Origin of the sequence: Streptomyces sp. NPDC021115, assembly GCF_044333065.1 — a bacterium.
Taxonomy (GTDB): domain Bacteria; phylum Actinomycetota; class Actinomycetes; order Streptomycetales; family Streptomycetaceae; genus Streptomyces.
The window spans coordinates 627354-650988 of sequence record NZ_JBIRQF010000002.1; the positions used below are offsets into that span (position 1 = coordinate 627354).

A 23635-nucleotide genomic window follows, 5' to 3' on the forward strand; every position below is an offset into this window, starting at 1 on the left:
GGCGTGCTACGTGCCGCGCACGGCGCACGCTCGTTCTTGCTCACGGGGCTTGCTCCCGGCGGTAGGCGGTTGGAAGGAGCACTAGCGATGGGCGAGGGGTACGCATGACCGACACCGGCCAGGTCCCGGGCGAGGGACTGCCGGAGAACGCAGGCGGACGACTCGGACAACCGCACCCGGCGGATGTCCACGCCCCGCCTGCCGACGCCGGTTACACCTTCGTCGACGGCCCCGAAACCGGCGGCGAGGAGGACGACCTGCTGCTGATGCCGGGCGCCCAGGGCGCCTGGAGCGAGCAGCAGGCCCAGTACGACCCGCAGATGCAGATGCAGTACGACCAGCAGGCGCTGTACGAGCAGCAGATGCAGGCCGCCGCCGCGATGCAGCAGCAGCCGATGTACCCGCAGCCGCAGGAGCCGGGCCACGGGCTGTACGAGGGCGGGGTGCTGGACCCCGGCATGGCCGCGTACGCCGACACCCAGATGCCCGAGCCGCAGCCGGTGGCCGACCCCCCGGCCGGGCCGGTCACCCACCCGGCGCCGGAGCAGCCCGCCGCGCCGAAGCCGCCCCCGGCCCCCGCCGCGCACGCCGCGCCCCCCACGCCTCCCCGCCGCCCCCTGCACATGGGCCCGCCCGTGCCCGACACCTCCGGCGGCGTGGTCCGTTCCCTCGCCGACCGCGGCCCGGCCGCCGGGCGGCACTCCGCCCCGCGCGTCCAGCAGCCCCAGCCGACGCCCCCGCCGGAGCCGGAGCCCGAGTACCCCGGTGGCGTCGACTACGCCAGCGCCCCCGAGTACGCCGCCGGTCCGCAGTACTTCGCCACCCAGCCCCACCAGTCCCAGCCCGAGGACCCCGGCACGCTCTCCGGCCCGCAGCTCGCCGACATCCCGCAGATCGGCGACGCCCCGCAGCCCGGTGACGCCTGGGGCCCCCAGCCGCCAGCAGAAACGGTCGGTCTCGGCGACCACCCGATGCCGCCGGAGGGCGCCCACCCGGCGCCCATGGACCTCGGCTACGCCGACGTCCCGCCCGAGGGCGGGATGGGCATCCAGGAGCCGGTCGACATCCCGGCCCAGACCCAGCCCGGCGCCACCCCGGACCAGCTCTACGCGGGCCCCCACGCCGTCATCCCGGCCCAGATCCCCCACGAGGCCCCCACCCCTGACCAGGCGATAGTCGCCGACCCGGCCCCCGCCGAGGCGTACGCTCCGGCCCCGGAGGCCGACGTGCAGGCGATGCCCGATGGGGCCCAGGCCCCGATTGCCGAAGGACACGCCCCGGCCGCCGCCGAGGCGCAGCCCCTGGCCCCGGAGGGGCTGGTTGCCGATGGGCAGACGGTGCCCGCCGAGGTGCAGGACCCTGCTGACGCGGCTGCGCCCGCCGATGGGCAGGCCCCGGCCGCTGCCGGCCCGACGGCCGATCCGGCTGCCGCCGAGCCCCTTGCCCCGGAGCCGGAGGCCGACATCCAGCCCGCGCCCGACGAGGCGCAGGACCCTGCTGACGTGGCTGCGCCCGCCGATGAGCAGGCCCCGGCACCGGAGGCCGACGCGCAGCCTGCGCTCGGCGAGGCGCACGCCCCGGTCGCCGATGGGCAGACCCCGGCCGCTGCCGACGCAGCCGTGGACTCGGCTGCCGCTGAAGAGCAGGCCCCTGCCCCGGAGGGGCTGGTTGCCGATGGGCAGGCGGTGCCTGCTGAGGTGCAGGACCCTGCCGCCGTGGCTGAGCCAGCCGATGGGCAGGCCCCGGGTGCTGCCGATCCGATTGCCGATCCGGCTGCCGCCGAGGCCCATGCCCCGGGGCCGGAGGCCGACGTCCAGTCCGCGCCCGACGAGGCGCAAGCGCCGGTCGCTGACGGGCAGGCAGTGCCCGCCGAGGCGCAGGACCCTGCTGACGTGGCTGTGCCCGCCGATGAGCAGGCCCCGGCTGCTGCCGACGCGCCCGCCGAGGCGCACGTCCCGGCGCCAGAGGCCGACGCGCAGCCCGCGCCCGACGAGGCGCAGACCCCGGTCGCCGATGGGCAGGCGGTGCCCGCTGAGGTGCAGGACCCTGCCGCCGAGCAGGACCCTGCTGCCGTGGACGCACCAGCCGATGGGCAGGCTCCGGCCGCTGCCGACCCGGCTGCCGCCGAGGCGGAGGCCCCCGTCGCTGACGGTCAGGCAACGCCCGCTGAGGCGCAGGCTGCCGCCGACCCGGCTGGCCCGGGCGAGGCCCCGGCACCAGACGCCGAGGCGCAGGCCGAGGCGCAGGCCCCGGCGCCGGAAGCCGAGGCGCAGCCTGCGCCCGGCGAGACGGAGGCCCCGGTTGCCGATGGGCAGGCTCCGGCCGACGCCGACGCCGACGAGCAGGGCCCGGCCGATCCGGCTGACCCGGGCGAGGACGCGGCGCTGGACGCCGCCGACGGGCAGGCAGTTGCTGAGGCGGAGGCCCCGGTCGCCGACGAGCAGGCGTCGCCTGCTGAGGCGCAGGGCCCCGGCGCGGACCCGGTTGACGCGGCTGCGCCCGCCGATGGGGAGGCCGGTGCCGACGCGGTCGCCGATCCGGCTGCGGCTGAGGCGGAGGGCGCCGTAGAGCCCGCGCCCGACGAGGCGGAGGCCCCCGTCGCTGACGGTCAGGCAACGCCCGCTGAGACGCAGGCTGCCGCCGATCCGGCTGACCCGGGCGAGGAGGCCGAAGCGCTGGCCGAGGCTGCCGATGGGCAGATCCCGGCCGACCCGGCTGCCCCCGGCCAGGACGCGGCGCCCGACGACGCCGACGGGCAGGCGGCTGACGAGCCTGCCTCCGCCGAGTCGGCCGGAGCAGAGGCCCCGGCCGACGAGGGCGCTCCCGAGGCACCCGACGGCGAGGCCCCCGAGGACGAAGCCACCGACGCAGCCCCCGAAGCGGAAGCCGCCGACGAGGCCCCCGAGGCGGAAGCCACGGACCAGGAGGCCGGGGACCAGGAGGACCAGGAGGATCAGGAGCCCACGGACCAGGAGGACCAGGATGACGACGAGCCCGTCGTCATCCCCCTCGGCCCCCGCGCCGACGCGGGATACGACGACGCCGAGCGCGCCGCCGTGCACCGCGTGATGCGCGAGCGCCGGGACATCCGCAACGGCTTCCGGCCCGACCCCATCCCGCACGAGGTGCTGCTGCGCGTACTGGAAGCCGCGCACACCGCGCCCAGCGTGGGGCAGTCCCAGCCGTGGGACTTCGTCGTCATCCGTTCCGAGGAAACCCGGCGCACCATGCACGAGCTGGCCGCGCGCCAGCGCGACGCGTACGCCAAGTCCCTCCCCAAGGGCCGGGCCAAGCAGTTCAAGGAACTGAAGATCGAGGCGATCCTCGAGACGCCGATCAACATCCTCGTCACCGCCGACCCGACCCGCGGCGGCCGCCACACCCTCGGGCGGCACACGCAGCCGCAGATGGCGCCGTACTCCTCGGCGCTCGCCGTGGAGAACCTGTGGCTCGCCGCCCGCGCCGAAGGGCTCGGGGTGGGCTGGGTCAGCTTCTTCGACGAGCGCGAGATGGTCCGTACGCTCGGGCTGCCCGATCACCTGGAGGCCGTGGCGTACCTGTGCGTCGGGTACGTGGACGAGTTCCCGGAGGAGCCGGAGCTGCTGCGGGCCGGGTGGTCCAAGCGCCGCCCGCTGTCGTGGGTCGTCCACGAGGAGACGTACGGGCGGCGCGCGCTGCCCGGCGAGGACCCGCACAACCTGCTGACCGAAACCCTCCAGGGCATCCGCCCGCTGGACGCCAAGGCGCTCGGCGAGGCGTGGGAGCGGCAGAAGCGGATGACCAAGCCCTCCGGGGCGCTCGGCATGCTGGAGATCATCTCCGCGCAGCTCAGCGGGCTGTCCCGGCAGTGCCCGCCGCCGATTCCGGAGCCAGCCGCGGTGGCGATCTTCGCGGGGGACCACGGGGTGCACGCCCAGGGCGTCACCGCGTGGCCGCAGGAGGTCACCGCCCAGATGGTCGCCAACTTCCTGGGCGGCGGCGCCGTCTGCAACGCCTTCGCGAGCCAGGTCGGCGCCGAGGTGTGCGTCGTGGACGTGGGCGTGACGAGCGAACTGCCGTCCACCCCCGGCCTGCTGCCGCGCAAGGTCCGCGCGGGGACCGGCGACTTCACCACCGGACCGGCCCTCACCCGCGAAGAGGTGCTGCGCGCCCTCGAAGTGGGCATCGAGACCGCCCGCGACCTGGTCGCCGCCGGGAACAAGGCGCTGCTCACCGGCGAGATGGGCATCGCCAACACCACCACCTCCGCCGCCCTGGTCTCCGTCTACACCGGCGCCGACCCTGCCGAGGTGACCGGCCGCGGCACCGGCATCAACGACGAGATGCACGCGCGCAAGATCGACGTCGTACGGCGCGGTCTTGAGCTGCACCAGCCCGACCCCGCCGACCCCATCGGCGTCCTGTGCGCCTTCGGCGGCCTGGAGCACGCCGCGATGGCGGGCCTGCTCCTCGGCGGCGCATCCCTCCGTACGCCCGTCATCCTGGACGGCGTCAGCGCGGGCGCCGCCGCCCTGGTCGCCCGCGCCATCGCCCCCGAGGTGCTGGCGGCGTGCATCGCGGGCCACCGCAGCGCCGAGCCGGGCCATGTGGCGGCCCTCAACAAGCTGGGCCTGCGCCCCCTGGTCGACCTGGACCTGCGCCTCGGCGAGGGCACGGGCGCCCTGCTCGCCCTCCCCGTGGTGCAGAGCGCCGCGCGGGCGATGCACGAGGTGGCCACGTTCGACTCCGCGGGAGTCACGGAGAAGAACTGACGTGCGCCCCCGCCACGTAAGGTGTCGGCGGGGGCCACGCCCCACCCTTTGATCAGCGTCACTTGATCGCGTCACTTGATCAGCCGCTCCAGCGCCGCAGCGGCAGGCATTCTGCACGAGGAGAGCCGCACCGCCATGTCCGAGACCTTCGCATACCCCGTCGGACTGCGCCTTTCCGGGCGGCGCGTCGTCGTCCTCGGAGGGGGCCAGGTCGCCCAGCGGCGGCTGCCCGCGCTGATCGCCGCGGGCGCGGACGTCCTGCTGATCTCGCCCTCCGCGACGCCCTCCGTCGAGGCCATGGCCGAGGCGGGGGAGGTGCGCTGGGAGCGCCGCCGCTACAGCGAAGGCGACTTCGAGGGCGCCTGGTACGCGCTGATCACCACTGACGACCCGGCCGCCAACACGGCCGCCTCCGCCGAGGCCGAGGCGCGCCGCGTGTGGTGCGTACGCAGCGACGACGCCGAGGCTGCCTCCGCGTGGACCCCGGCCACCGGGCGCAGCGAGGGCGTCACCGTCGCCGTGCTCACCGGGCAGGACCCACGCCGCTCCGCCGCCGTCCGCGACGCCGTGGTCGAGGGCCTGCGCGACGGCACCCTCGCCGCGCCCCGCCACCGCACCCGCGGCCCGCGGGTCGCCCTGGTAGGCGGCGGCCCCGGCGACCCGGACCTGATCACCGTCCGCGGCCGCCGGCTCCTCGCCGAGGCCGACGTCGTGGTCGCCGACCGGCTCGGCCCCCGCGACCTGCTCGACGAACTCCCGCCCCACGTCGAGGTCATCGACGCCGCGAAGATCCCGTACGGCCGCTTCATGGCCCAGGAGGCGATCAACAACGCGCTGATCGAGCACGCCAAGGCGGGTAAGTCGGTCGTCCGGCTCAAGGGCGGCGACCCGTTCGTCTTCGGCCGCGGCATGGAGGAGGCCGAGGCGCTCGCCGAGGCTGGTATCCCCTGCACCGTCGTCCCCGGCATCTCCAGCTCCATCAGCGTCCCCGCCGCCGCCGGTATCCCGGTCACCCACCGCGGGGTCGCCCATGAGTTCACCGTGGTCAGCGGCCATGTCGCCCCCGACGACCCGCGCTCCCTCGTCGACTGGTCCGCGCTCGCCAGCCTGCGCGGCACGCTCGTCCTCCTGATGGCCGTCGAGAAGATCGGCGCCATCGCCGCCGCCCTCGTCCACCACGGCCGGAGCCCGGACACCCCCGTCGCCGTGATCCAGGAGGGCACCACCGCCGCCCAGCGCCGCGTGGACGCCACCCTGGCCACCGTGGGCGACACGGTCGCCGCCGAGGGCGTACGGCCCCCGGCCGTCATCGTCATCGGCGACGTGGTCTCCGTCGGCTCCCGTCCGGCGTAACCACCGGTAACTTCCTCCCGTCGCCGCATTGGCACGGCATCCAGGACAAGGCAGTATCACTCAAGTGGCTGATCTCATCACCGTCGATGATCCCGACGACCCGCGGCTGCGCGACTACACGGGTCTGACCGATGTGGAGCTACGGCGCAAGCGCGAGCCCGCCGAGGGCCTGTTCATCGCCGAAGGCGAGAAGGTGATCCGGCGGGCCCGCCTCGCCGGTTACGAGATGCGCTCGATGCTGCTGTCGTCCAAGTGGGTCGACGTCATGCGCGACGTCATCGAGGACGTCCCCGCCCCCGTCTACGCGGTCAGCCCCGAACTGGCCGAACGCGTCACGGGCTACCACGTCCACCGCGGCGCCCTCGCCTCCATGCAGCGCAAACCGCTGCCCGAGGCCGAGGAACTCCTCTCCGGCGCCCGACGCGTCGTGATCATGGAGTCCGTCAACGACCACACCAACATCGGCGCCATCTTCCGCAGCGCCGCCGCCCTCGGCATGGACGCCGTCCTCCTCTCCCCGGACTGCGCCGACCCCCTCTACCGCCGCTCCGTCAAGGTCTCCATGGGCGCCGTCTTCTCCGTCCCGTACGCCCGCCTGGAGACCTGGCCGCGCGGTCTGGAGGCGGTCCGGGACGCGGGCTTCAAGATCCTCGCCCTCACCCCCGACGAAAAGGCCACCTCCCTCGACGACGCCGCCCCCCACCGCCTCGACCGCGTCGCCCTGATGCTCGGTGCCGAGGGCGACGGCCTCTCCACCCAGGCCCTGATGTCCGCCGACGAATGGGTCCGCATCCCGATGGCCCACGGCGTCGACTCCCTCAACGTAGGCGCAGCGGCAGCCGTAGCGTTCTACGCCGTAACGACAGGCCGCCCAAGCGCCTAACGGCTCCCCGGCCGGGCCACCGACCGGCAGCCGCCGTGCGGCCACCCGCCCCGCTGCCCGCGCCATTGGGTGAACTGGCACCGGGCCCGGTCGGCCCACCGGCCGGTGGGCGCTGTACGGCGGGAGGCGTGGGGACGCGCCCACCGGGCGAACCGGACGTGGCCCGGCCCCGGGCCACCGGCGGGCGGCCGCCGACGCGACGGGAGGGGGCGGGGTCGCATCCCACCCCCGCCGGCGCCAGCCTCGCCGGGCGGACCGGGAGCGGGTCGGGAGCCGGGGGCCACCGGCGGGTGGCCGCCGACGCGACGGGGGAGGGGGTGGGGCCGCAGGGGTGGGGTCCTGGACGATGACGTGTATTTGTGGCGCCTACTTCCGGCCCACCCCACGTCTCCGGGCACCGGCGCCAGAAATATACGAGTCCAGGGCCCTGCCCCGGAGGCCCCGCACCCGGCACCACCACCCCAGCGGCTGCGCCCGGCCAACCAGGTCAGAGCCCGCTCTCGGGGCCTGCCTCCGGCGCACCCGGCGCCGTAGGCGCCGTCGGTACGTGCAGGCCGCGGGGCGGGCCCTCGCAGCCCTGGGCCGCCGCGATGCCCAGCGCGACCAGCAGCGTCACCACCACGAAGACCGTCAGCCGCTGCCGCAGCAGCCGGACCCGGTCCGGGCCGCCGGGGCGGCGGCCGTTCGGGGCGGTGCGGACCGGACGGGCCGGGGGCCGCTGAGCGCCGCCCCCGCTCCCGCCCCCGCCGCCGCGGCGCGGCGCCGGAGGCCGCGCCGGGGTGTTGCGGCCCGCCGTACGCGCCGCCCCCGAGCCCGCACCGGGCGGCCCGGACCGCGGCGACGACGCCCGCGGCGCCACCGCACCCCGGGGCGGCGTCCCCGGGCCGGGGCGGCGCTCCGTGTGCTGGTCCGCGTACGCGTCGGCCCGACGCCCCACGGGACGCCCGTCCGCAGCATGACCGTGCCCGCCATGCCCGCCGTGCCCATGGGGCGAACCCTGCCCATGGGGCGCGCCGTGCCCATGCGCCTCCCGCGCCGCGATCTCCTTCAGCCGCAGCGAGAGCTGGAGCGTCGTCGGCCGGTCCTCCGGATCCTTCGCGAGGCACGCGTGCAGCAGCGGAGCCAGCGCGTCCGGCACCCCCAGCAGCTGCGGCTCCTCGTGCACGACGCGGTACAGCATCACCTCGGAACTCCCGTGCCCGAACGGCGAATCCGCCGTAGAGGCGTACGCGAGCGTCGCGCCCAGCGCGAAGACGTCCGTCGCCGGGGTGACGGCCGCGCCCCGCACCTGCTCGGGGGCGAGGAAGCCGGGGGAGCCGACGGCCGTGCCGACGTGGGTCAGCGTGCTGGCGCCGGTGGCCCAGGCGATGCCGAAGTCGATGATGCGCGGGCCCTTGGGGGAGAGCAGGATGTTCGACGGCTTGAGGTCGCGGTGGACGACCCCCGCCTCGTGCACCGCCAACAGCCCCTCGGCCAGCGCGGACCCGACGGACGCGACGTGCGCGGCCGGAAGCGGGCCCTCCTCGTTCACCTTGTCGTGCAGGGAGGGCCCCGGCACGTACTGGGTGGCGAACCACGGCCGGTCGGCCTCCAGGTCCGCGGCCACGAGCCGCGCCGTACAGCCGCCGCGGATCCGCCGCGCGGCGGACACCTCGCGGGCGAACCGCGACCGGAACTCGCGGTCCTCCGCCAGATCCGGCCGGATGACCTTCAGCGCCACCCGCTGCCCGCGCCGGTCGGAGCCGAGGTAGACGACCCCCATACCGCCCGCGCCGAGCCGCCGGTGAAGCCGGAAGGAGCCGACGACACGCGGGTCCTCGCGCCGGAGCCGCATCATCGCCATGTCCGTCCCCTACCTCCGGTGGGGAGCCCTTCCCTCACCCCTTGGTGGGGAGCCCCATCCGCTGCCGTCTGCTGCCGGTCCACTGCCGTCCGTCTGACGTGCACAGCTTACGGATTGACGGCCCCGCGCGCTGAGAGGCCGCGCATGCGTCGGCCGATGGATTGTCAGCGGTGCCCGAGATCCTGGAGAAGTGGGCCGGAATCGTGGCAATCCGTGCCCCGCTCTGCCCGTGCTTGATCTCAAAAGACCGTCTCAGAGGGGGAATTGGGGCAGTGAAGGGCGATCGTGTGGAGACAGTGGGGGACGCGGGCGACACGACCCGGACGTATGACGTGGCGGCCGCGAGGGCGCGGCGGCGGACCCGGCCGGCGGCGCGGCGCGGGGCGGTGGAAGTGAGCGAAGTCACCCGAAACGGGTCCGCCCCGGCGGACCCCTCCGGGAAGACCCCAAGTCCCCGGCGGATTTCTCCACCCAGGGGAGTACGAGGCCCGGTCCGGCGTCATCCTCCGGGAGGCCCGGCAAGCGGTACGAGGGCATGACGCCGCGCACCGGCCCGCGCGCCTAATGTTGAGGTCAAGCGGCGGGCGCAGCACTCGTCCCCCGAGGTCAGACGCTCGCCGCTCCAGATGTGACGGAGGAAGGACGATGGCGGACACGGTAGGTCGCACAGTCGTCAGGGCGCGCGGGCGCAGGGCCCTCGACGCCTTCGGCAGCCCGCAGACCGGCACCCGTCATCCCCTGGTCGCGGCGGCCATGGTGCTGCCGCTGGCCGTCCTGCTGAGCATCGCGTTCGGCGGCTGGGAAGCCGTCGTCACACAAGCGTCGTCCGTGGCGGGAATGCTGGGGCGCTGAGCGCCCCAGGCCCGGGAGAGCGGCCCGGGCCGGGGACTTCCGGCCATCAACCCCGTGGGGACGGGGGTGCGGCGGACGGCACGAAGCCCGGACAGCTGGGGAGCTGTCCGGGCTCGCGCCATTACTGGGCCAACAGCGCACGGCACAACAGCGCACACGACAAAGGGCCGGAGCTTCTCGCTCCGGCCCTCGGCCGATCCATGTGGACGATACTGGGATTGAACCAGTGACCTCTTCCGTGTCAGGGAAGCGCTCTCCCGCTGAGCTAATCGTCCCGGGGACTGCGTGCGCGATACTGGGATTGAACCAGTGACCTCTTCCGTGTCAGGGAAGCGCTCTCCCGCTGAGCTAATCGCGCGGGTGTGGGGCCACGAGGACCCCGGAGGGTGGGACCACGAAGGTCCCGAGTGGACGATACTGGGATTGAACCAGTGACCTCTTCCGTGTCAGGGAAGCGCTCTCCCGCTGAGCTAATCGTCCGAGGTGGAGACGGGATTTGAACCCGTGTAGACGGCTTTGCAGGCCGTTGCCTCGCCTCTCGGCCACTCCACCAAGCGCGGGGGCGTGAACCCCCACTCCGAGCGGACGACGAGATTCGAACTCGCGACCCTCACCTTGGCAAGGTGATGCTCTACCAACTGAGCCACGTCCGCAGGTGTCGTTTCCCGGGGCGCTTCCGCGTCCCGGCGACGTGTTGAACTCTAGCGGATTCCGGAGCCAGCTCAAATTCCGTTTCCGCAGCGTGCTGCCCTGCTCACCGGCGGGCCGTCCCGCGGTGGTCCCTCCCGCGACCCCTGTGACCAGGCGCCATAGACTCGCAAGCGTGCACGACCTGCCCCCGCTCGCCCGCTTCGGCGGCCTGCTCGCCACCGATCTTCGCGACGTGACGAGCGATCCCTCGGCACTCGACACCGAGGGTTTCTGGGCTGTTGTCGCGGACTTCGAAGGCCGTGTGGTCTGCGCCCGCTTCGGTGACGTACGCCGCGAACCCGTGCCCGCCCCCGCCCCCGGCGCCTGGCGCGGCCCCCGCACCACCGACTGGACCTCCTCGCTGGACCGGGCCGGGTACACCGAGGGCGTGCGCCGGGTCCGCCGCCACATCGCGGCGGGCGAGGTCTACCAGGCCAACCTCTGCCGGGTGCTCTCCGCGCCGCTGCCCGACCCGTACGCGGCGGACGTGGACGCCCTGACCGCCCTGCTGGCCCGCGGCAACCCGGCCCCGTACGCGGGCACCGTGCGGCTGCCGGACCACGGGGTGGAGGTCGCCACGGCCTCGCCGGAGCTGTTCCTGCGCCGCTCGGGCCGCACGGTGGAGTCCGGGCCGATCAAGGGCACCGGCCGCTCGGCGGAGGACCTGCTGGAGAAGGACCACGCCGAGAACGTGATGATCGTGGACCTGGTCCGCAACGACCTGGGCCGGGTCTGCGTGACCGGCTCGGTGACGGTCCCCGCGCTGTGCGAGGTCGAGCCGCATCCCGGGCTGGTGCACCTGGTCTCCACGGTGCGCGGCGAGCTGGCGCCCGGGGCGGGCTGGGCGGAGCTGTTCGCGGCCGCCTTTCCGCCCGGGTCGGTGACGGGGGCGCCCAAGTCCAGTGCCCTGCGCGTCATCGGGGAGCTGGAGACCGCGCCCCGCGGCCCGTACTGCGGCGGCATCGGCTGGGTGGACGCGGGCCGCGGCACCGGCGAGCTGGCCGTGGGGATACGCACCTTCTGGATCGACCGGACATGCATCGACCGGACGTGCGTCGACCGGACGGGGACCGACCGGACTGGGACCGACCGGACGCCCCCCGGCGGCGCCGTGCTGCGCTTCGGCACCGGGGCCGGGATCACCTGGGGCTCCGACCCGGAGCGCGAGTGGGACGAAACCGAACTCAAGGCGGCGCGACTGCTCGCGGTAGCGTCGGAAGTACAACAGCCGACGGGAAGGACCATGCGGTGACGATCTGGCTCGACGGATCCCTGCACGAAGCCGACAGCGCCCAGGTGTCGGTCTTCGACCACGGGCTGACGGTCGGCGACGGCGTCTTCGAGACGGTCAAGGCGCTGGACGGCCGCGCCTTCGCGCTCACCCGCCATCTCCACCGGCTGGCCCGCTCGGCGCGCGGCCTGGGCCTGCCCGAACCGGACCTCGACGAGGTGCGGCGGGCCTGCGAGGCGGTCCTCGCCGACAACCCCATGCCGCTGGGGCGGCTGCGGATCACCTACACCGGAGGGCTCTCGCCCCTCGGCTCCGACCGGGGCACGGCGGACCCCACGCTCGTCGTCGCGCTGGTCGAGACCCACCGCAGGGCGGACACCACGGCCGTGGTCACCGTCCCCTGGACCCGCAACGAGCGCGGCGCGCTCGCCGGTCTCAAGACCACCTCGTACGGCGAGAACGTGGTCGCGCTCGCCCGCGCCCGGGAACACGACGCCACCGAGGCCCTGTTCGCGAACACCGTGGGCGGGCTCTGCGAGGGCACGGGGACCAACGTCTTCGTCGTCCTCGACGGCGAACTCCACACCCCGCCGCTCGCCTCCGGCTGCCTCGCGGGCATCACCCGCGCCCTCGTCCTGGAGTGGGTGGGAGCCCGGGAGACCGAGCTGCCGTTCGACGTCCTGGAGCGGGCCGACGAGGTCTTCCTGACCTCCACGACCCGCGACGTCCAGGCCGTACGGCAGGTGGACGACCGGACCGTACCGGGCACGCCGGGACCGGTCACCGCCAAGGCCATGCGGATCTTCACCGAGCGGGCGGCCTCCGACCTCGACCCGTGACCCGTACGGGCCGGGGCAAACGGAACGGAAGCCTCTCGCCGTAAACCTGATGACGTGCGCCCCGGGCCCGGGTAGAACACCATCGTGACCACCACCCTGCGGCCCACCACGCCCGACCGGTACACCGACGACGGCGGGCGCGCGCGCTCGTACGAGGTGTGCGTCAACGGCCGCCCCGTCGGCAGCGTGCGGCTCACCACCGACCTCCGGCTGGGCCCGGCCGTCGGGCGGATCGAGCACCTCCACATCGACGCCGCCGACCGGCACCGCGGTCGTGGCACGGTCGCCGCGCTCGCCGCCGAGGAGGTGCTGCGCCGCTGGAACTGCACCCGGCTGGTGGTGGGCGTCCCCGCCCGGGCGGCGACCGCCCTCGGGCTGGCGGCCGCGCTCGGCTACCGCGAGCGCGGCCGTAACATGATCAAACCGCTGGCCGAGCCGCCGGAGCTGCCGCCGGGCAGCGCGATACGGGCCATGTCGGAGGCCGACTACCCGGCCTGGCACGCCCATGAGCGCGCCCGGTACGTCCAGAGCGTGCTGGACAGCGGCCTCACCCCGGACGCGGCCGAGGCCAAGGCGGACGCCGACTACGCGGCGCTGCTGCCGCACGGCCTCGCCAGCCCCGGAACGGTGCTACGGGTCCTCGCCCACGGCGGTACGGACGTGGGCGCCCTCTGGATCGCGCTGCGCGCCGGGGAGCCGGACGCCGAGGAGCGGGGCGAGGCGTACGTCTTCTCCGTCGAGGTCGCCGAGGAGCACCGCGGCCACGGCCACGGCCGGACCCTGATGCTGGCCGCCGAGCGCGACAGCCTGGCCGCCGGGGCGCGCACCCTCGGCCTGCACGTCTTCGGCGGCAACACCCCCGCGCTGCGGCTGTACGAGTCGCTGGGCTACGAGGCGGTCGAGTACCACCTCGTCAAGCCGCTGCTCTGAGCGCGACCCGGCCGCTGCCCGAAGGCCGCCGTGCCAAGGCCGCTACGCCGAAGCCCCTCGTCTACGAACGGTCCAGCAGCCGGGCCGCGATCTCCTCGATCCGCTCCCGCAGCCCCTCCTGGCTCTTCCCGCCGTCCAGCCGCTCCCCGCCGATCACATACGTCGGGGTGCCGGTCACCCCGATCGCCTTGCCCTCGGCCTGGTCCGCGTCGACGATCAGGATGTGGCGGCCGTCGATCAGAGCGGTGTCCATCTCCTCGGCGTCCAGGCCCAGTTCCCGCGCCACCTCGACGAGCATCAGCTCACCCCGGCTGCTCAGCTCCTCGGCGCGCGCCAGCACGGCTTCGACGTAAGGCCAGCCCTGCCCCTGCGCGATGGCCTCCTCGGCGGCCTGCGCCGCCGCGTGGGCGTGCTTGTGGCGCTCCAGCGGGAAGTGCCGCAGCCGGATCTCCAGGGCGTCGCCGAAGCGCTCGCGCAGGGCGCGCACGTCCGTCAGCGCGGTACGGCAGTCGGGGCACTGGAGTTCGCACCACACGTCGAGTACGGGTCGGGCGGGATCGGTGTCGCTCATGGGGGTCAGTCTTCCAGCCCCCGGGGCCTCCTCCGAACCCGGAGATGACCCTGATCCCGGGCCCCGGCTGTGGCCCCCGCCGCCCCGAGGGGTGCACGATGGACATATTGGGTGACCCATCGGCGGGAGGAACGGATGCTGACCGACACCATCTGCGCGGCGCTGTCCGCGGCAGGTCTGGGCATCGCCGGTCTGACCGCGTACCGCAAGCGCTTCCGGACCGCGGTCCGGATCGCGGCCTACGCGCTGCTTCCGGTGGGCCTGGCGATGACTGGGATCCTGGACTGGCTGAGCGGTCTGGTCTTCAACCCGACGGTCTGGGCGGGCTTCGGCCTGCTGGGGCTCTCCTGGCTGCTGTTCATGGTGAGCCGGGCGGCCGAGCGCCGGGCGGGCGGCACCCGCAAGGAGCGGCGCGCGGCGGCCGCGGCGGAGCGGAACGGGGCGGTGGCCCCGGGAGCCTCGGGACCCGCCCTGGGGGCCGGGCGCGGGGCCGGCGGAGCGAAGGCGGCGGGCACGCCGAAACCGACCGGGGCGGGCAGCTCTGGCAGCTCCGGTACAGAAGATTTCTCAGATATCGAGGCCATTCTCAAAAAGCACGGGATCTGACAACCTCCCGATCAAAAAGCGCTCGTCGGTCGCAGCGGGGCTTCGCGCTGCGCCATGATCTCCGGCGAGATGCTGCACACACCCGGGGAGCAATCCCCTCTCGAACGACCCCCTGTTCCACCGAGCGACGAGCCGCGCGGCTGTCTGTTCGCCCTCTCCCAGCCGCCGCTGATGCTTTTCCTCGCCTTCATAGGCATGCTGCTCTTCGGCACCGCGCTCCACGACCTCTACCGGTGGTGACGCTCAGCTCGCCGCTTCCTTGCGCCGCGCGCGATACGCGGCGACGTGCAGCCGGTTGCCGCAGGTGCGGCTGTCGCAGTAGCGCCGGGAGCGGTTGCGCGACAGGTCCACGAAGGCGAACCGGCAGTCCGGGGCCTCACAGCGGCGCAACCGCTCGTGTTCGCCCGCCACCACGAGGAACGCCAGCGCCATGCCGCCGTCGGCCGCGAGATGGTCGGCCAGGGACGCTCCCGGGGCGAAATAGTGCACATGCCAGTCGTAGCCGTCGTGGTCGGTCAGCCGGGGAGTGGTCCCAGCGGCCGCGATCATCGTGTTGAGCAGTTCGGCGGTGTGCCGGGTGCCGCTGCCGGCCGTGGCGAAGACCTCGGCGAACCGGGCGCGTACGGAGCGTACGGCGGTCAGGTCGCGCTCACCGAGCGTGCCGGTGTCGCTGATGTCGTTGCGTTCGACGAACCGGCGCAGCGCGGCGACGTCCGCGAGGCGATCCTCGCTCGCGTCCCCGGGTGCGGTGTTCACCAGGTCGACGACCGCGTCGAGCGCGCACCGGGTGTCGTGGTTGATCAGCACGATTGGCTCCCTGGCCCGCTGGGTCCTCCGACGCGCTCGACTCTAGCGGCGCCGGGCCCGGAGCGTGACACGGCGGGGCGACACGGCGGTGCCGCCGCCGCGGACGGTTCCACGGCGGCGGCACCGCCGCCTGCCTCTGCCATTTTTGGGATGTCGCCGTCTCCCCGAGTCGGACGGCCGCGCTCAGCTCTCGTCGGGTCTCAGCTCTCCGCCAGGATGTGGGAGAGCTCGGTGTCGAGGTCGAAATGGCGGTGTTCGGTGCCGGGTGGCACAGCGGCGTCGGTCCGCTTCAGGAACGACTCAAGGGCCCGCGCCGGGGCCTCGAGCAGAGCCTCCCCCTCCGGGGAGCTCAGGGCGATGCAGACGACGCCCTGGCCGTGACTGCGGGACGGCCACACTCTGACGTCTCCGGTGCCGGTGGGCCGGTGCAGCCCCTCGGCGAGCAGGTCGCGGGCGAAAACCCATTCGACCGTCTCTTCGGCTCCGGTGTGGAAGGTGGCGTGCACGGCGTAAGGATCGGCCGTGTCATACCGCAGTCCCGCGGGTACAGGCAGTGAGGACTCGCTCGACACAACGAGGCGCAGGTGCAGCTCGCAGCTGACCGTGGTGTTCATAAGCGCCAGGGCCTTTCGCTCAGTGTGCGCTCGGGGATTCGCACGTCGGCGAAATCGACATGCCACCTACGGTGCCGTTGTAAACCCCTCTGACCGTTTTGCGGGTCTTCCGATAGCTCAAGCGGCCGAGCCGCGGGCCCGCCGGTGCGGCCATTACGGTGACTTCGGCGCATCGGGTAGGTTGGGTCGCATGAATGCGGAGAGTGACGAGCGACGTGCGGATGCCGTGCCACCGGCACCCGAGGTCGCGACGGGGGACGACGCGTCGTCGGAGGAGCCGGTTTTCGGTTCCCGGGCGCCGCGATTCATCAAGCGGTCGCGCACGCTGCACCTGAGCTGGCAGGTCGGGGTCTTCATCGTCGGGCTGGCGGTCGTGGTGGGAGGCATCATCATGCTTCCGCTGCCCGGCCCCGGCTGGCTGGTGATCTTCGGCGGCATGGCGATCTGGGCGACCGAGTTCGTCTGGGCGCAACTGGTGCTGCGCTGGACGAAGCGCAAGGTCACCGAGGCGGCCCAGCGGGCCCTGGATCCGGCGGTGCGCAAGCGGAACATCATCCTGACCACGATCGGGGTCGTGATCTGCGCCGTGGCCGTGACGGTCTACGTGTGGAAGTTCGGCCTCGTCATGCCCTGGAAGATCAAGGAGTGAGCCGAGTCCGGCCGTCCGGCCGGGTGCGATGGTCATGAGCACGGTCCGGCATACGCTAATGTTGGCCGTGCGCCCGGGCGATTAGCTCAGCGGGAGAGCGCTTCGTTCACACCGAAGAGGTCACTGGTTCGAACCCAGTATCGCCCACCCCGGACCGAGGGCCCGGAGGCTTCCAGCCTCCGGGCCCTCGGCGTTTGCGTGCTCGTCGTTGAAGCGCTTCCGTATCGATCCTGTCCGAACCGTTGACGTACGCGGCGCCGCTCTCTAACTTGTCCCGGCAAGCGCTTACCTAAAACGTTTCAAGCGTGGTTTCGTGGGGGCAGCTCGGACAGACCTGCCCGGGAGGGGCGTGTCATGAGTGCTCGGCGATGGACGGCGAGGGCGAGAGGGCTTCGGGGGGCCGCGGCGGGGCTGGTCGCGCTGGGGCTGCTGGCCACCGGCTGCGGCGGCGACGGCGGCAGCTCGTCCGGCGGGAAGGTGACCATCCGTTACGCCTGGTGGGGTGCCAAGGACCGGGCCGTCATGATCAAGAAGACGGTGAAGCTCTTCGAGGAGAAGCACCCGAACATCACCGTGAAGACGGATTTCGCCGAATACGCCGACTTCTGGAGCAAGTTCAACACCCAGGCCGCGGGTGGCAACGCACCGGACGTCTTCCAGAACTCGTACGCCTTCCTGCGCAAGTACGGGGAGAAGAATCTGCTCCTCGATCTCAACAAGCAGGCCAAGGAGGGCAATCTCAATCTCAAGGGTTTCCGGGACGGCCTGGAGAAATCCGGGGAAATCGACGGAAAGCTCTGGGGCGTGCCGGTCGGCGCCAATACCTTCGGCTTCTTCTACAACCCGGCCGCCTTCAAAAAGGCGGGCGTCACCGTCAAGGACGGATGGACGTGGGACGACTTCTTCGCCGCCGCCAAGAAGGTGCGGAAGTCCGACGGCACGCTCTACGGCGCCAGCGACAACGCCGGTGTGATGTACCTGTACGACCTCTATCTGCGCCAGCACGGCAAGGCGTTCTTCACCGAGGACAAGAAGCTCGGCTTCACCAAGGACGACCTCAAGCAGTGGTGGAACACCTGGCAGCAGCACGCCAAGGCCGATGAGCTGGTACCGGGCAAGAAGACCGAACAGGCCAAGCCCAAGGCGACCATCAGCGCCAACCTGTCGGCCGCCGAGTTCACCTGGGACAACTTCATGGTCCGCTTCGCGGACGAGACCAAGACCCCGCTCGAACTCGGGCCGCTGCCGACCACGGACGGCAAGCGGACCGCGCAGTACCTCTCCTCGCTGATGCTCAGCGGCTCCGCCCGCACCCAGCACCCCAAGGAAGTCGCCCAGCTCATCGACTTCATGACGCACGATCCCGAGGTCGGCAAGATCATGGGCTACAACCGCGGCATCCCGGCGACCACCGCGCAGAACGAGGCGTACAAGCCCACCGGCGTCGACGCCAAGATCGCCGCGTATGAGAAGAGCGTGACCGACAAGCTGGAGCCGATCACTCCGCACCCGGCGGGCACCGATGTCGCCGAGGCCGCCTTCCTGCGCACCTACGCCGATGTCACGGTGGGCCAGAGCTCGGTGGACAAGGCCGTGGACCAGTTCTTCGACGAGGCGGAATCCGCGCTCGGCTCGTGAGGAGAGCTTCCGTGACACGAACCACGACGCGCGCGGCGGCCGAGGGGGCGCAGCTCCCGGCCGCCGCGCCCCGGCCCGGGCCCCGCAAGGGGGCCGCGCCGGACGCTCAGGGCGCGGCGGCCGGGCGGCGGTCCGCCCGCCGGGAGACCCTGGCGGGCTATCTCTTCCTGACGCCCTGGTGCGTCGGCATCCTGGTGCTCACGCTCGGCCCGATGCTGGTCTCGCTCTATCTGGCGTTCACCGACTACAACCTCTTCGACCCGCCCCGCTGGGTCGGGTTCAAGAACTTCCGCGAGATGTTCGGGGACGACCGCTGGTGGACGTCGGTCGAGGTGACGCTGAAGTACGTCCTGATCGGCACCCCGCTGAAGCTGCTGGCCGCGCTCGGGGTGGCGTTGCTGCTGGTCAAGCCGCGCAAGGGGCAGGGCTTCTACCGCTCGGCGTTCTACGCGCCCTCGCTCATCGGCGCGAGCGTGAGCATCGGCATCGTCTGGCGGGCGATCTTCAACGACGAAGCGATCGTCGACAAGTCGATGAGTCTGTTCGGCTGGGACGTCGGCGGCTGGATCGGTGACCCGGACTGGGCCCTGCCCACCCTGATCACGCTGACCGTCTGGCAGTTCGGCGCCCCGATGGTGATCTTCCTCGCCGGGCTGAAGCAGGTGCCGCGCGAGCTGTACGAGGCGGCCGAGATGGACGGCGCGGGGGCGTGGCGGCGGTTCCGCTCCATCACCCTGCCGATGATCTCCCCGGTGCTCTTCTTCAATCTGCTGCTGGAACTCATCCACTCCTTCCAGGTCTTCACCTCGGCCGTCGTGCTCGCGGGCTCCGGCACCAACACCGGCGGCCCGGGCGACTCGCTGCTGGTCTACGGCTGGTACCTGTACGAACAGGGCTTCCGGAACCTGCGCATGGGCTACGCCGCCGCGATGGCCTGGATGCTGATGCTCGGGATCGGCCTGGTGACCGCGGTGCTGTTCAAGACCCAGCGCGGCTGGGTGCACTACGAGGAGGACGCCCGGTGACCACTCCCTCGACCTCCCTGACGCCCTCGAAGTCCCTGACCGGCACGGGCCGGGCGCGGATCCGCTCGGTGGCCTGGCACGCGGGCGCGCTCGCCGTGCTGGCCGTGATCCTCTATCCCGTGGTGTGGGTCATCGGCGGTTCGTTCAAGCCCGGTGACGAGATCATCGGCAGCCTTCAGCTGCTGCCCACCGATCCGATCACCGAGAACTACCGGCGGCTCGCCGACGGCATCGCGGACGTCCCCGTCCAGACCTTCTTCACCAACTCGCTGTTCCTGGCGGTCGGTTCGGTGATCGGGGTGCTGATCTCCTGCTCGCTGGCGGCGTACGCCTTCGCCAGGATCCGGTTCGCCGGGCGGAACGCGCTGTTCACGCTCATGATCTCCACCCTGCTGCTGCCCTTCCAGGTGTTGATCATTCCGCAGTACATCCTGTTCCAGAAGCTGGAGCTGATCAACACCTACGTCCCGCTGCTGCTCGGCAAGTACCTGGCGGCGGACGCCTTCTTCGTCTTCCTGATGGTGCAGTTCATGCGGGGCCTGCCCCGCGAGCTGGACGAGGCGGCGCGGCTGGACGGCTGCGGCCACTTCCGCATCTACTGGAACATCGTGCTGCCGCTGTGCCGCCCGGCCCTGATCACCAGCGCGATCTTCACCTTCATCTGGTCCTGGAACGACTTCATCGGCCCGCTGCTGTATCTCAACGAGCCCGACAAGTACACGGTCTCGATGGGGCTGAAGCTCTTCATCGACCAGGACAGCGTCGCCGACTACGGAGGCATGGTCGCCATGTCGCTGGTGGCCCTGCTGCCGGTGCTGCTGTTCTTCCTCGCCTTCCAGCGCTATCTGGTCGAGGGCGCCTCGACCTCCGGGCTGAAGGGCTGAGGGCCGTGGTCCGGGACACCGCCGCCGTACGCGCTCCCGAGCGGCCCGCGCGGCGGCTGGTGCGCTTCTCCCTGTTCGCCGAGTGTCTGCTGACCGGGGTGTGGGTGGTGCTCGCCGCGCTGCCGCTGCTCACCCTGCTCCCGTCGTTCGCCGCCGGTTGCGCGCATCTGCGCCGCCATCTGGACGGCGAGCGCTCCACGCTGCGGGACTTCGTCTCCGGGGTGCGGGAGGCGACCCGCGGCGGCTGGCGGTTCTCCCTGCTGTGGTGGGCGGCGCTCGCGCTGCTCGCCTTCGATCTGCGCGTGGCCCGCACCGGCGCCCTGCCGGGCGGGCCCGCGCTGATCGCCGTGAGCATGGCGGGCACGCTGACGGTGATCGTCCTGGGGCTGCGGACGGCCGCCGCGTGGCGGCCCGGCGCGGGCTGGGCCGCGGTGGCCCGCACCGCCGTACGCCGCGGCCTGGCCGCCGACCCCGGCGGATCGCTGCTGCTGGCGGGCGGGCTGGCGGTGGTCACCGTCGCCGCCTGGCAGATGCTGCCGCTGGCCGCCCCGGCGGTGGGCGCCCTCGCGGCCTGTGCGGTCGCGGTCGAGCGCCGCGCCCGCGTCTGACCCGGCGGCGCCCGTCCCGCGTCGCCGTCCCCTGAAGCCACCCATGTCATGCACCTGCCCCCGTACGAAAGGTGAGACCGACATGCCCCCGATCCCCCGGCGCAACCTCCTCAAGGCCGCCGCCGCCACCGGCGCCGCCGTCCCGTTCTCCTGGCTGCTCGCGCGGAACGCCCCGCAGGCTGCCGCCGCCGACCGGGTCGCCGACGAGAAAGCCGCCGACGACCCCATGAAGATCACCTGGCTGGAGGACGGCGGCCTCGGCGCCGCCGCGGGCACCACCTTCGGCGTCCCCTGGCCCAAGGGCGCCCACCCCGCCGACCGGACGTTCGCCCTCACCACGGCCGACGGCAAGGACGTGCCCCTCCAGACCTGGGCCACCGCTTACTGGCCCGACGGCTCGCTCAAATGGACCGCGCACGCGGCGGGGGAGGGGCTCGGCGACACCACCGCCTACCGGCTCAGCCCCGGTGAGCCCGCAGCCCCCGCCAAGAAGGTCACCGTCAGCGAGAAGGGCGGCAGGATCACCGTCGACACCGGCGTGATCAAGGCCGTGATCTCCAAGGACGGCGAAAAGCTCGTACGGTCCGTCACCCGCGGAAGCACCGAGATCGCCCGCGACGGCCGTCTCGTCCTGCTCCGCCAGGGCGACATCGACGACGGCGACCACGGCAGCGCCAAGTGGGACCGGTTCGACGGCGAGATCAGCGGCGCCAAGGTCGAGCAGAAGGGCCCCGTACGCGCCGTCGTCCGCATCGACGGCAAGCACCGCAAGGGCGGCCGCGGCTGGCTCCCCTTCAGCGTCCGGCTCTACTTCTACGCGGGCGCCGACTCGTTCCGCATGGTGCACACCATCACGTTCGACGGTGACCAGAACAAAGACTTCATCCGCGGCCTCGGCGTCCGCTTCTCGGTCCCCATGCGCGACGAGGCGTACGACCGCCACATCCGCATCGCGGGCGAGGACAAGGGATTCCTCACCGAGGCCGTCAAGGGCATCACAGGACTGCGCCGGGACCCCGGCGCGAGCGTCCGCAAGGCCCAGGTCAAGGGCGAGAAGCTGGCCGACCCCGCCACCTGGGACCAGCGGGTCACCAGCCGGCTGCACCTCATCCCCACCTGGGGCGACTACACCCTCTCCCAGCTCTCCGCCGACGGCTTCACCCTGCGCAAGCGCACCAAGCCGGGCCACGGCTGGATCCCCGCGGGCGGCGGCGGCCGGGCGTCCGGCTTCGGCTATGTCGGCGGGGTCAGCGGCGGGCTCTCCTTCGGACTGCGCGACTTCTGGGAGAAGTTCCCCGCCCAGCTCGACATCCGGGGCGCCGCGGGCGACGAGGCCGAGGTCACCCTGTGGCTCTGGTCGCCCGAGGCCCAGCCCATGGACCTGCGCTTCTACCACGACGGCCTGGGCCAGGACACCTACCCCGAGCAGCTGGAAGGGCTCAACATCACGTACGAGGACTACGAGCCGAAGTTCGGCACCCCGTACGGCATCGCCCGCACCAGCGAGCTGACCTTCTGGGCCAACGCCGCCACCCCCGGCGCCGACACCCTCCTCCAGCAGGCCGCCGCCCTGCGCACCCCGCCGCAACTCGTCGCCGGACCCGAAGACCTGGTCCGCGCCAAGGTCTTCGGCGGCCTCTTCGCCCCCGTCGACCGCTCCACCGCCGCCAAGGCGAAGATCGAGGATCGTCTCGACCTCCTCTTCGCGTACCACAAGGGCCAGGTCGAACAGCGCCGCTGGTACGGCTTCTGGGACTACGGCGACATCATGCACACGTACGACGAGGACCGGCACCAGTGGCGGTACGACGTCGGCGGCTACGCCTGGGACAACTCCGAACTCTCGCCCGACCTGTGGCTCTGGCTCGCGTATCTGCGCTCCGGGCGCGCCGACATCTACCGCTTCGCGGAGGCCATGACCCGGCACACCGGCGAGGTCGACGCCTACCACCTGGGCAAATGGACCGGGCTCGGCACCCGCCACGGCGTCCAGCACTTCGCCGACAGCGCCAAGCAGCAGCGCATCTCCACCGCCCTCTACCGCCGCTACCTCTACTACCTCACCGCCGACGAGCGGATCGGCGACATCATGCACGCCCTGGTCGACTCCGACGAGACGTTCCTCGTCCTCGATCCGCAGCGCAAGGTCCGCGAGGACCCCGACTACAAGCCCGATCCGCACGCCCTGGACATCGGCTTCGGCACCGACTGGAGCGGTCTGGCGGGCGCCTGGCTCACCGAATGGGAGCGGCGCGGCCCGAAGGCGGAGAAGGCCGAGGCGCGGCTGCGCTCCACGATGGAGACCATCGCGGCCCAGCCCAACGGCTTCGTCCAGGGCAGCGGGCTGTACGACCTCGACACCGGCAAGTACGCCGTCGCCGACAAGCCCAGGGTCAGCGTCTCCCATCTGTCCGCCGTCTTCGGCCTGGTCGAGGTGTGCGCCGAGGTCATCGACCTGATCGACATGCCGAAGTTCAAGGAGGCCTGGCTGGACTACTGCCGCTACTTCAACGCCACCAAGGCCGAGCAGAAGGCCCGCTACGGCACCGACTTCGGCTCGCTGATCCTCGTCCAGGGCCACTCCCGGCTCGACGCCTACGCCGCCGTGCAGCTGAAGGACGACACACTGGCCGCCCGCGCCTGGCAGAAGTTCACCGAGTACCACGAGGGCGACGGCTACCCGGACGCCTCCGTCAGCTGGAAGACGACCAAGGTCACGGGCCCGGACGTGCTGGTGCCCGGCGTCGAGGCGCCCTGGGTGAGCACCAACGCCACCGCCCAGTACGGCCTGGCCGCCATCCAGAACCTGGCCCTGCTCGGCGACAAGCTGCCCGGCTAGCGGGGGCTGCCGCACACTTGAG

The 23635-nt window shown here is 72.6% G+C and carries 19 protein-coding genes and 6 tRNA genes; 16 read left to right on the plus strand and 9 right to left on the minus strand.

Annotation, left to right across the window (positions count from 1 at the left end):
- The first annotated feature begins 104 nt into the window (after positions 1 to 104).
- The 3 genes from cobT (at position 105) to ACH4TL_RS08455 (ending at position 6987) form a co-directional block, all read left to right on the plus strand.
- Positions 105 to 4751 (plus strand): nicotinate-nucleotide--dimethylbenzimidazole phosphoribosyltransferase, encoded by a 4647-nt coding sequence (gene cobT / locus ACH4TL_RS08445; RefSeq protein WP_398309971.1) that lies wholly within the window; start codon positions 105 to 107, stop codon positions 4749 to 4751.
- A gap of 135 nt (positions 4752 to 4886) precedes the next feature.
- Positions 4887 to 6104 (plus strand): uroporphyrinogen-III C-methyltransferase, encoded by a 1218-nt coding sequence (gene cobA, locus ACH4TL_RS08450; protein ID WP_398309968.1) that lies wholly within the window; start codon positions 4887 to 4889, stop codon positions 6102 to 6104.
- 64 nt (positions 6105 to 6168) lie between these two features.
- Positions 6169 to 6987 (plus strand): TrmH family RNA methyltransferase, encoded by an 819-nt coding sequence (locus ACH4TL_RS08455; RefSeq protein ID WP_398309965.1) that lies wholly within the window; start codon positions 6169 to 6171, stop codon positions 6985 to 6987.
- 487 nt (positions 6988 to 7474) lie between these two features.
- Here the strand turns inward: ACH4TL_RS08455 and ACH4TL_RS08460 are convergent, their stop codons facing one another.
- Entirely contained in the window at positions 7475 to 8830 is a 1356-nt protein-coding gene (locus tag ACH4TL_RS08460) for a serine/threonine-protein kinase (RefSeq protein WP_398309962.1), read from the minus strand.
- Between the two features lie 645 nt (positions 8831 to 9475).
- On the opposite strand from ACH4TL_RS08460, the gene ACH4TL_RS08465 reads away from it, so the two are divergent.
- Positions 9476 to 9682, plus strand: a complete 207-nt coding sequence (locus ACH4TL_RS08465; RefSeq protein WP_398293052.1) for a hypothetical protein — start codon at positions 9476 to 9478, stop codon at positions 9680 to 9682.
- Positions 9683 to 9885: 203 nt separating this feature from the next.
- Here the strand turns inward: ACH4TL_RS08465 and ACH4TL_RS08470 are convergent.
- The 5 genes from ACH4TL_RS08470 to ACH4TL_RS08490 all read right to left on the minus strand — a co-directional run bounded on the left by ACH4TL_RS08470 (position 9886) and on the right by ACH4TL_RS08490 (position 10335).
- A tRNA-Val gene (locus tag ACH4TL_RS08470) sits at positions 9886 to 9957 on the minus strand.
- Between the two features lie 11 nt (positions 9958 to 9968).
- Positions 9969 to 10040, minus strand: a tRNA-Val gene (locus ACH4TL_RS08475).
- 50 nt (positions 10041 to 10090) lie between these two features.
- A tRNA-Val gene (locus tag ACH4TL_RS08480) sits at positions 10091 to 10162 on the minus strand.
- Between the two features lies 1 nt (position 10163).
- A tRNA-Cys gene (locus ACH4TL_RS08485) sits at positions 10164 to 10234 on the minus strand.
- A 28-nt stretch (positions 10235 to 10262) separates the two neighbouring features.
- A tRNA-Gly gene (locus ACH4TL_RS08490) sits at positions 10263 to 10335 on the minus strand.
- A gap of 170 nt (positions 10336 to 10505) precedes the next feature.
- Here ACH4TL_RS08490 and ACH4TL_RS08495 point away from each other — a divergent pair.
- The 3 genes from ACH4TL_RS08495 (at position 10506) to ACH4TL_RS08505 (ending at position 13372) form a co-directional block, all read left to right on the plus strand.
- Positions 10506 to 11624 (plus strand): chorismate-binding protein, encoded by a 1119-nt coding sequence (locus ACH4TL_RS08495; protein ID WP_398309959.1) that lies wholly within the window; start codon positions 10506 to 10508, stop codon positions 11622 to 11624.
- Entirely contained in the window at positions 11621 to 12442 is an 822-nt protein-coding gene (locus ACH4TL_RS08500) for an aminotransferase class IV (RefSeq protein WP_398309956.1), read from the plus strand. The genes ACH4TL_RS08495 and ACH4TL_RS08500 overlap by 4 nt, the downstream gene beginning before the upstream one ends.
- An 84-nt stretch (positions 12443 to 12526) precedes the next feature.
- Positions 12527 to 13372 (plus strand): GNAT family N-acetyltransferase, encoded by an 846-nt coding sequence (locus ACH4TL_RS08505; protein WP_398309953.1) that lies wholly within the window; start codon positions 12527 to 12529, stop codon positions 13370 to 13372.
- Between the two features lie 61 nt (positions 13373 to 13433).
- Here ACH4TL_RS08505 and ACH4TL_RS08510 read toward each other — a convergent pair whose 3' ends face one another.
- The gene (locus ACH4TL_RS08510; protein WP_398309950.1) at positions 13434 to 13943 is read right to left on the minus strand and encodes a DsbA family protein; all 510 of its coding nucleotides are present in this window, start codon (positions 13941 to 13943) and stop codon (positions 13434 to 13436) included.
- Between the two features lie 135 nt (positions 13944 to 14078).
- Here ACH4TL_RS08510 and ACH4TL_RS08515 point away from each other — a divergent pair, with 135 nt between their 5' ends.
- Together ACH4TL_RS08515 and ACH4TL_RS08520 are read left to right on the plus strand one after the other, a co-directional pair.
- Complete coding sequence (locus tag ACH4TL_RS08515; RefSeq protein WP_398309948.1) at positions 14079 to 14549, plus strand: hypothetical protein; 471 nt, start codon at positions 14079 to 14081, stop codon at positions 14547 to 14549.
- Positions 14550 to 14618: 69 nt separating this feature from the next.
- Positions 14619 to 14789, plus strand: coding sequence for a hypothetical protein (locus ACH4TL_RS08520; RefSeq protein WP_398309945.1), 171 nt, complete (start codon positions 14619 to 14621; stop codon positions 14787 to 14789).
- A gap of 3 nt (positions 14790 to 14792) precedes the next feature.
- On the opposite strand, the gene ACH4TL_RS08525 is transcribed toward ACH4TL_RS08520, so the two are convergent.
- Positions 14793 to 15356 carry a CGNR zinc finger domain-containing protein gene (locus ACH4TL_RS08525; protein WP_398309942.1) on the minus strand — a complete coding sequence of 188 codons (564 nt, stop codon included), beginning with the start codon at positions 15354 to 15356 and terminating at the stop codon, positions 14793 to 14795.
- A gap of 200 nt (positions 15357 to 15556) precedes the next feature.
- A complete protein-coding gene (locus ACH4TL_RS08530; RefSeq protein ID WP_003959770.1) occupies positions 15557 to 15970 on the minus strand; it encodes an SsgA family sporulation/cell division regulator in 414 nt (137 codons plus the stop codon).
- Between the two features lie 190 nt (positions 15971 to 16160).
- Here ACH4TL_RS08530 and ACH4TL_RS08535 point away from each other — a divergent pair, with 190 nt between their 5' ends.
- From ACH4TL_RS08535 to ACH4TL_RS08565, 7 genes are all read left to right on the plus strand, one after another.
- Positions 16161 to 16619 (plus strand): TIGR02611 family protein, encoded by a 459-nt coding sequence (locus ACH4TL_RS08535; protein ID WP_398309939.1) that lies wholly within the window; start codon positions 16161 to 16163, stop codon positions 16617 to 16619.
- 75 nt (positions 16620 to 16694) lie between these two features.
- Positions 16695 to 16766, plus strand: a tRNA-Val gene (locus ACH4TL_RS08540).
- 207 nt (positions 16767 to 16973) lie between these two features.
- Complete coding sequence (locus ACH4TL_RS08545; RefSeq protein ID WP_398309936.1) at positions 16974 to 18257, plus strand: ABC transporter substrate-binding protein; 1284 nt, start codon at positions 16974 to 16976, stop codon at positions 18255 to 18257.
- A gap of 11 nt (positions 18258 to 18268) precedes the next feature.
- A complete protein-coding gene (locus tag ACH4TL_RS08550) occupies positions 18269 to 19282 on the plus strand; it encodes a carbohydrate ABC transporter permease (RefSeq protein ID WP_398309931.1) in 1014 nt (337 codons plus the stop codon).
- Between the two features lie 17 nt (positions 19283 to 19299).
- Entirely contained in the window at positions 19300 to 20166 is an 867-nt protein-coding gene (locus ACH4TL_RS08555; RefSeq protein ID WP_398311533.1) for a carbohydrate ABC transporter permease, read from the plus strand.
- Between the two features lie 5 nt (positions 20167 to 20171).
- Complete coding sequence (locus tag ACH4TL_RS08560; protein ID WP_398309928.1) at positions 20172 to 20774, plus strand: hypothetical protein; 603 nt, start codon at positions 20172 to 20174, stop codon at positions 20772 to 20774.
- A gap of 82 nt (positions 20775 to 20856) precedes the next feature.
- Positions 20857 to 23613 carry a Tat pathway signal sequence domain protein gene (locus tag ACH4TL_RS08565; RefSeq protein ID WP_398309925.1) on the plus strand — a complete coding sequence of 919 codons (2757 nt, stop codon included), beginning with the start codon at positions 20857 to 20859 and terminating at the stop codon, positions 23611 to 23613.
- Positions 23614 to 23635: the final 22 nt, after the last annotated feature.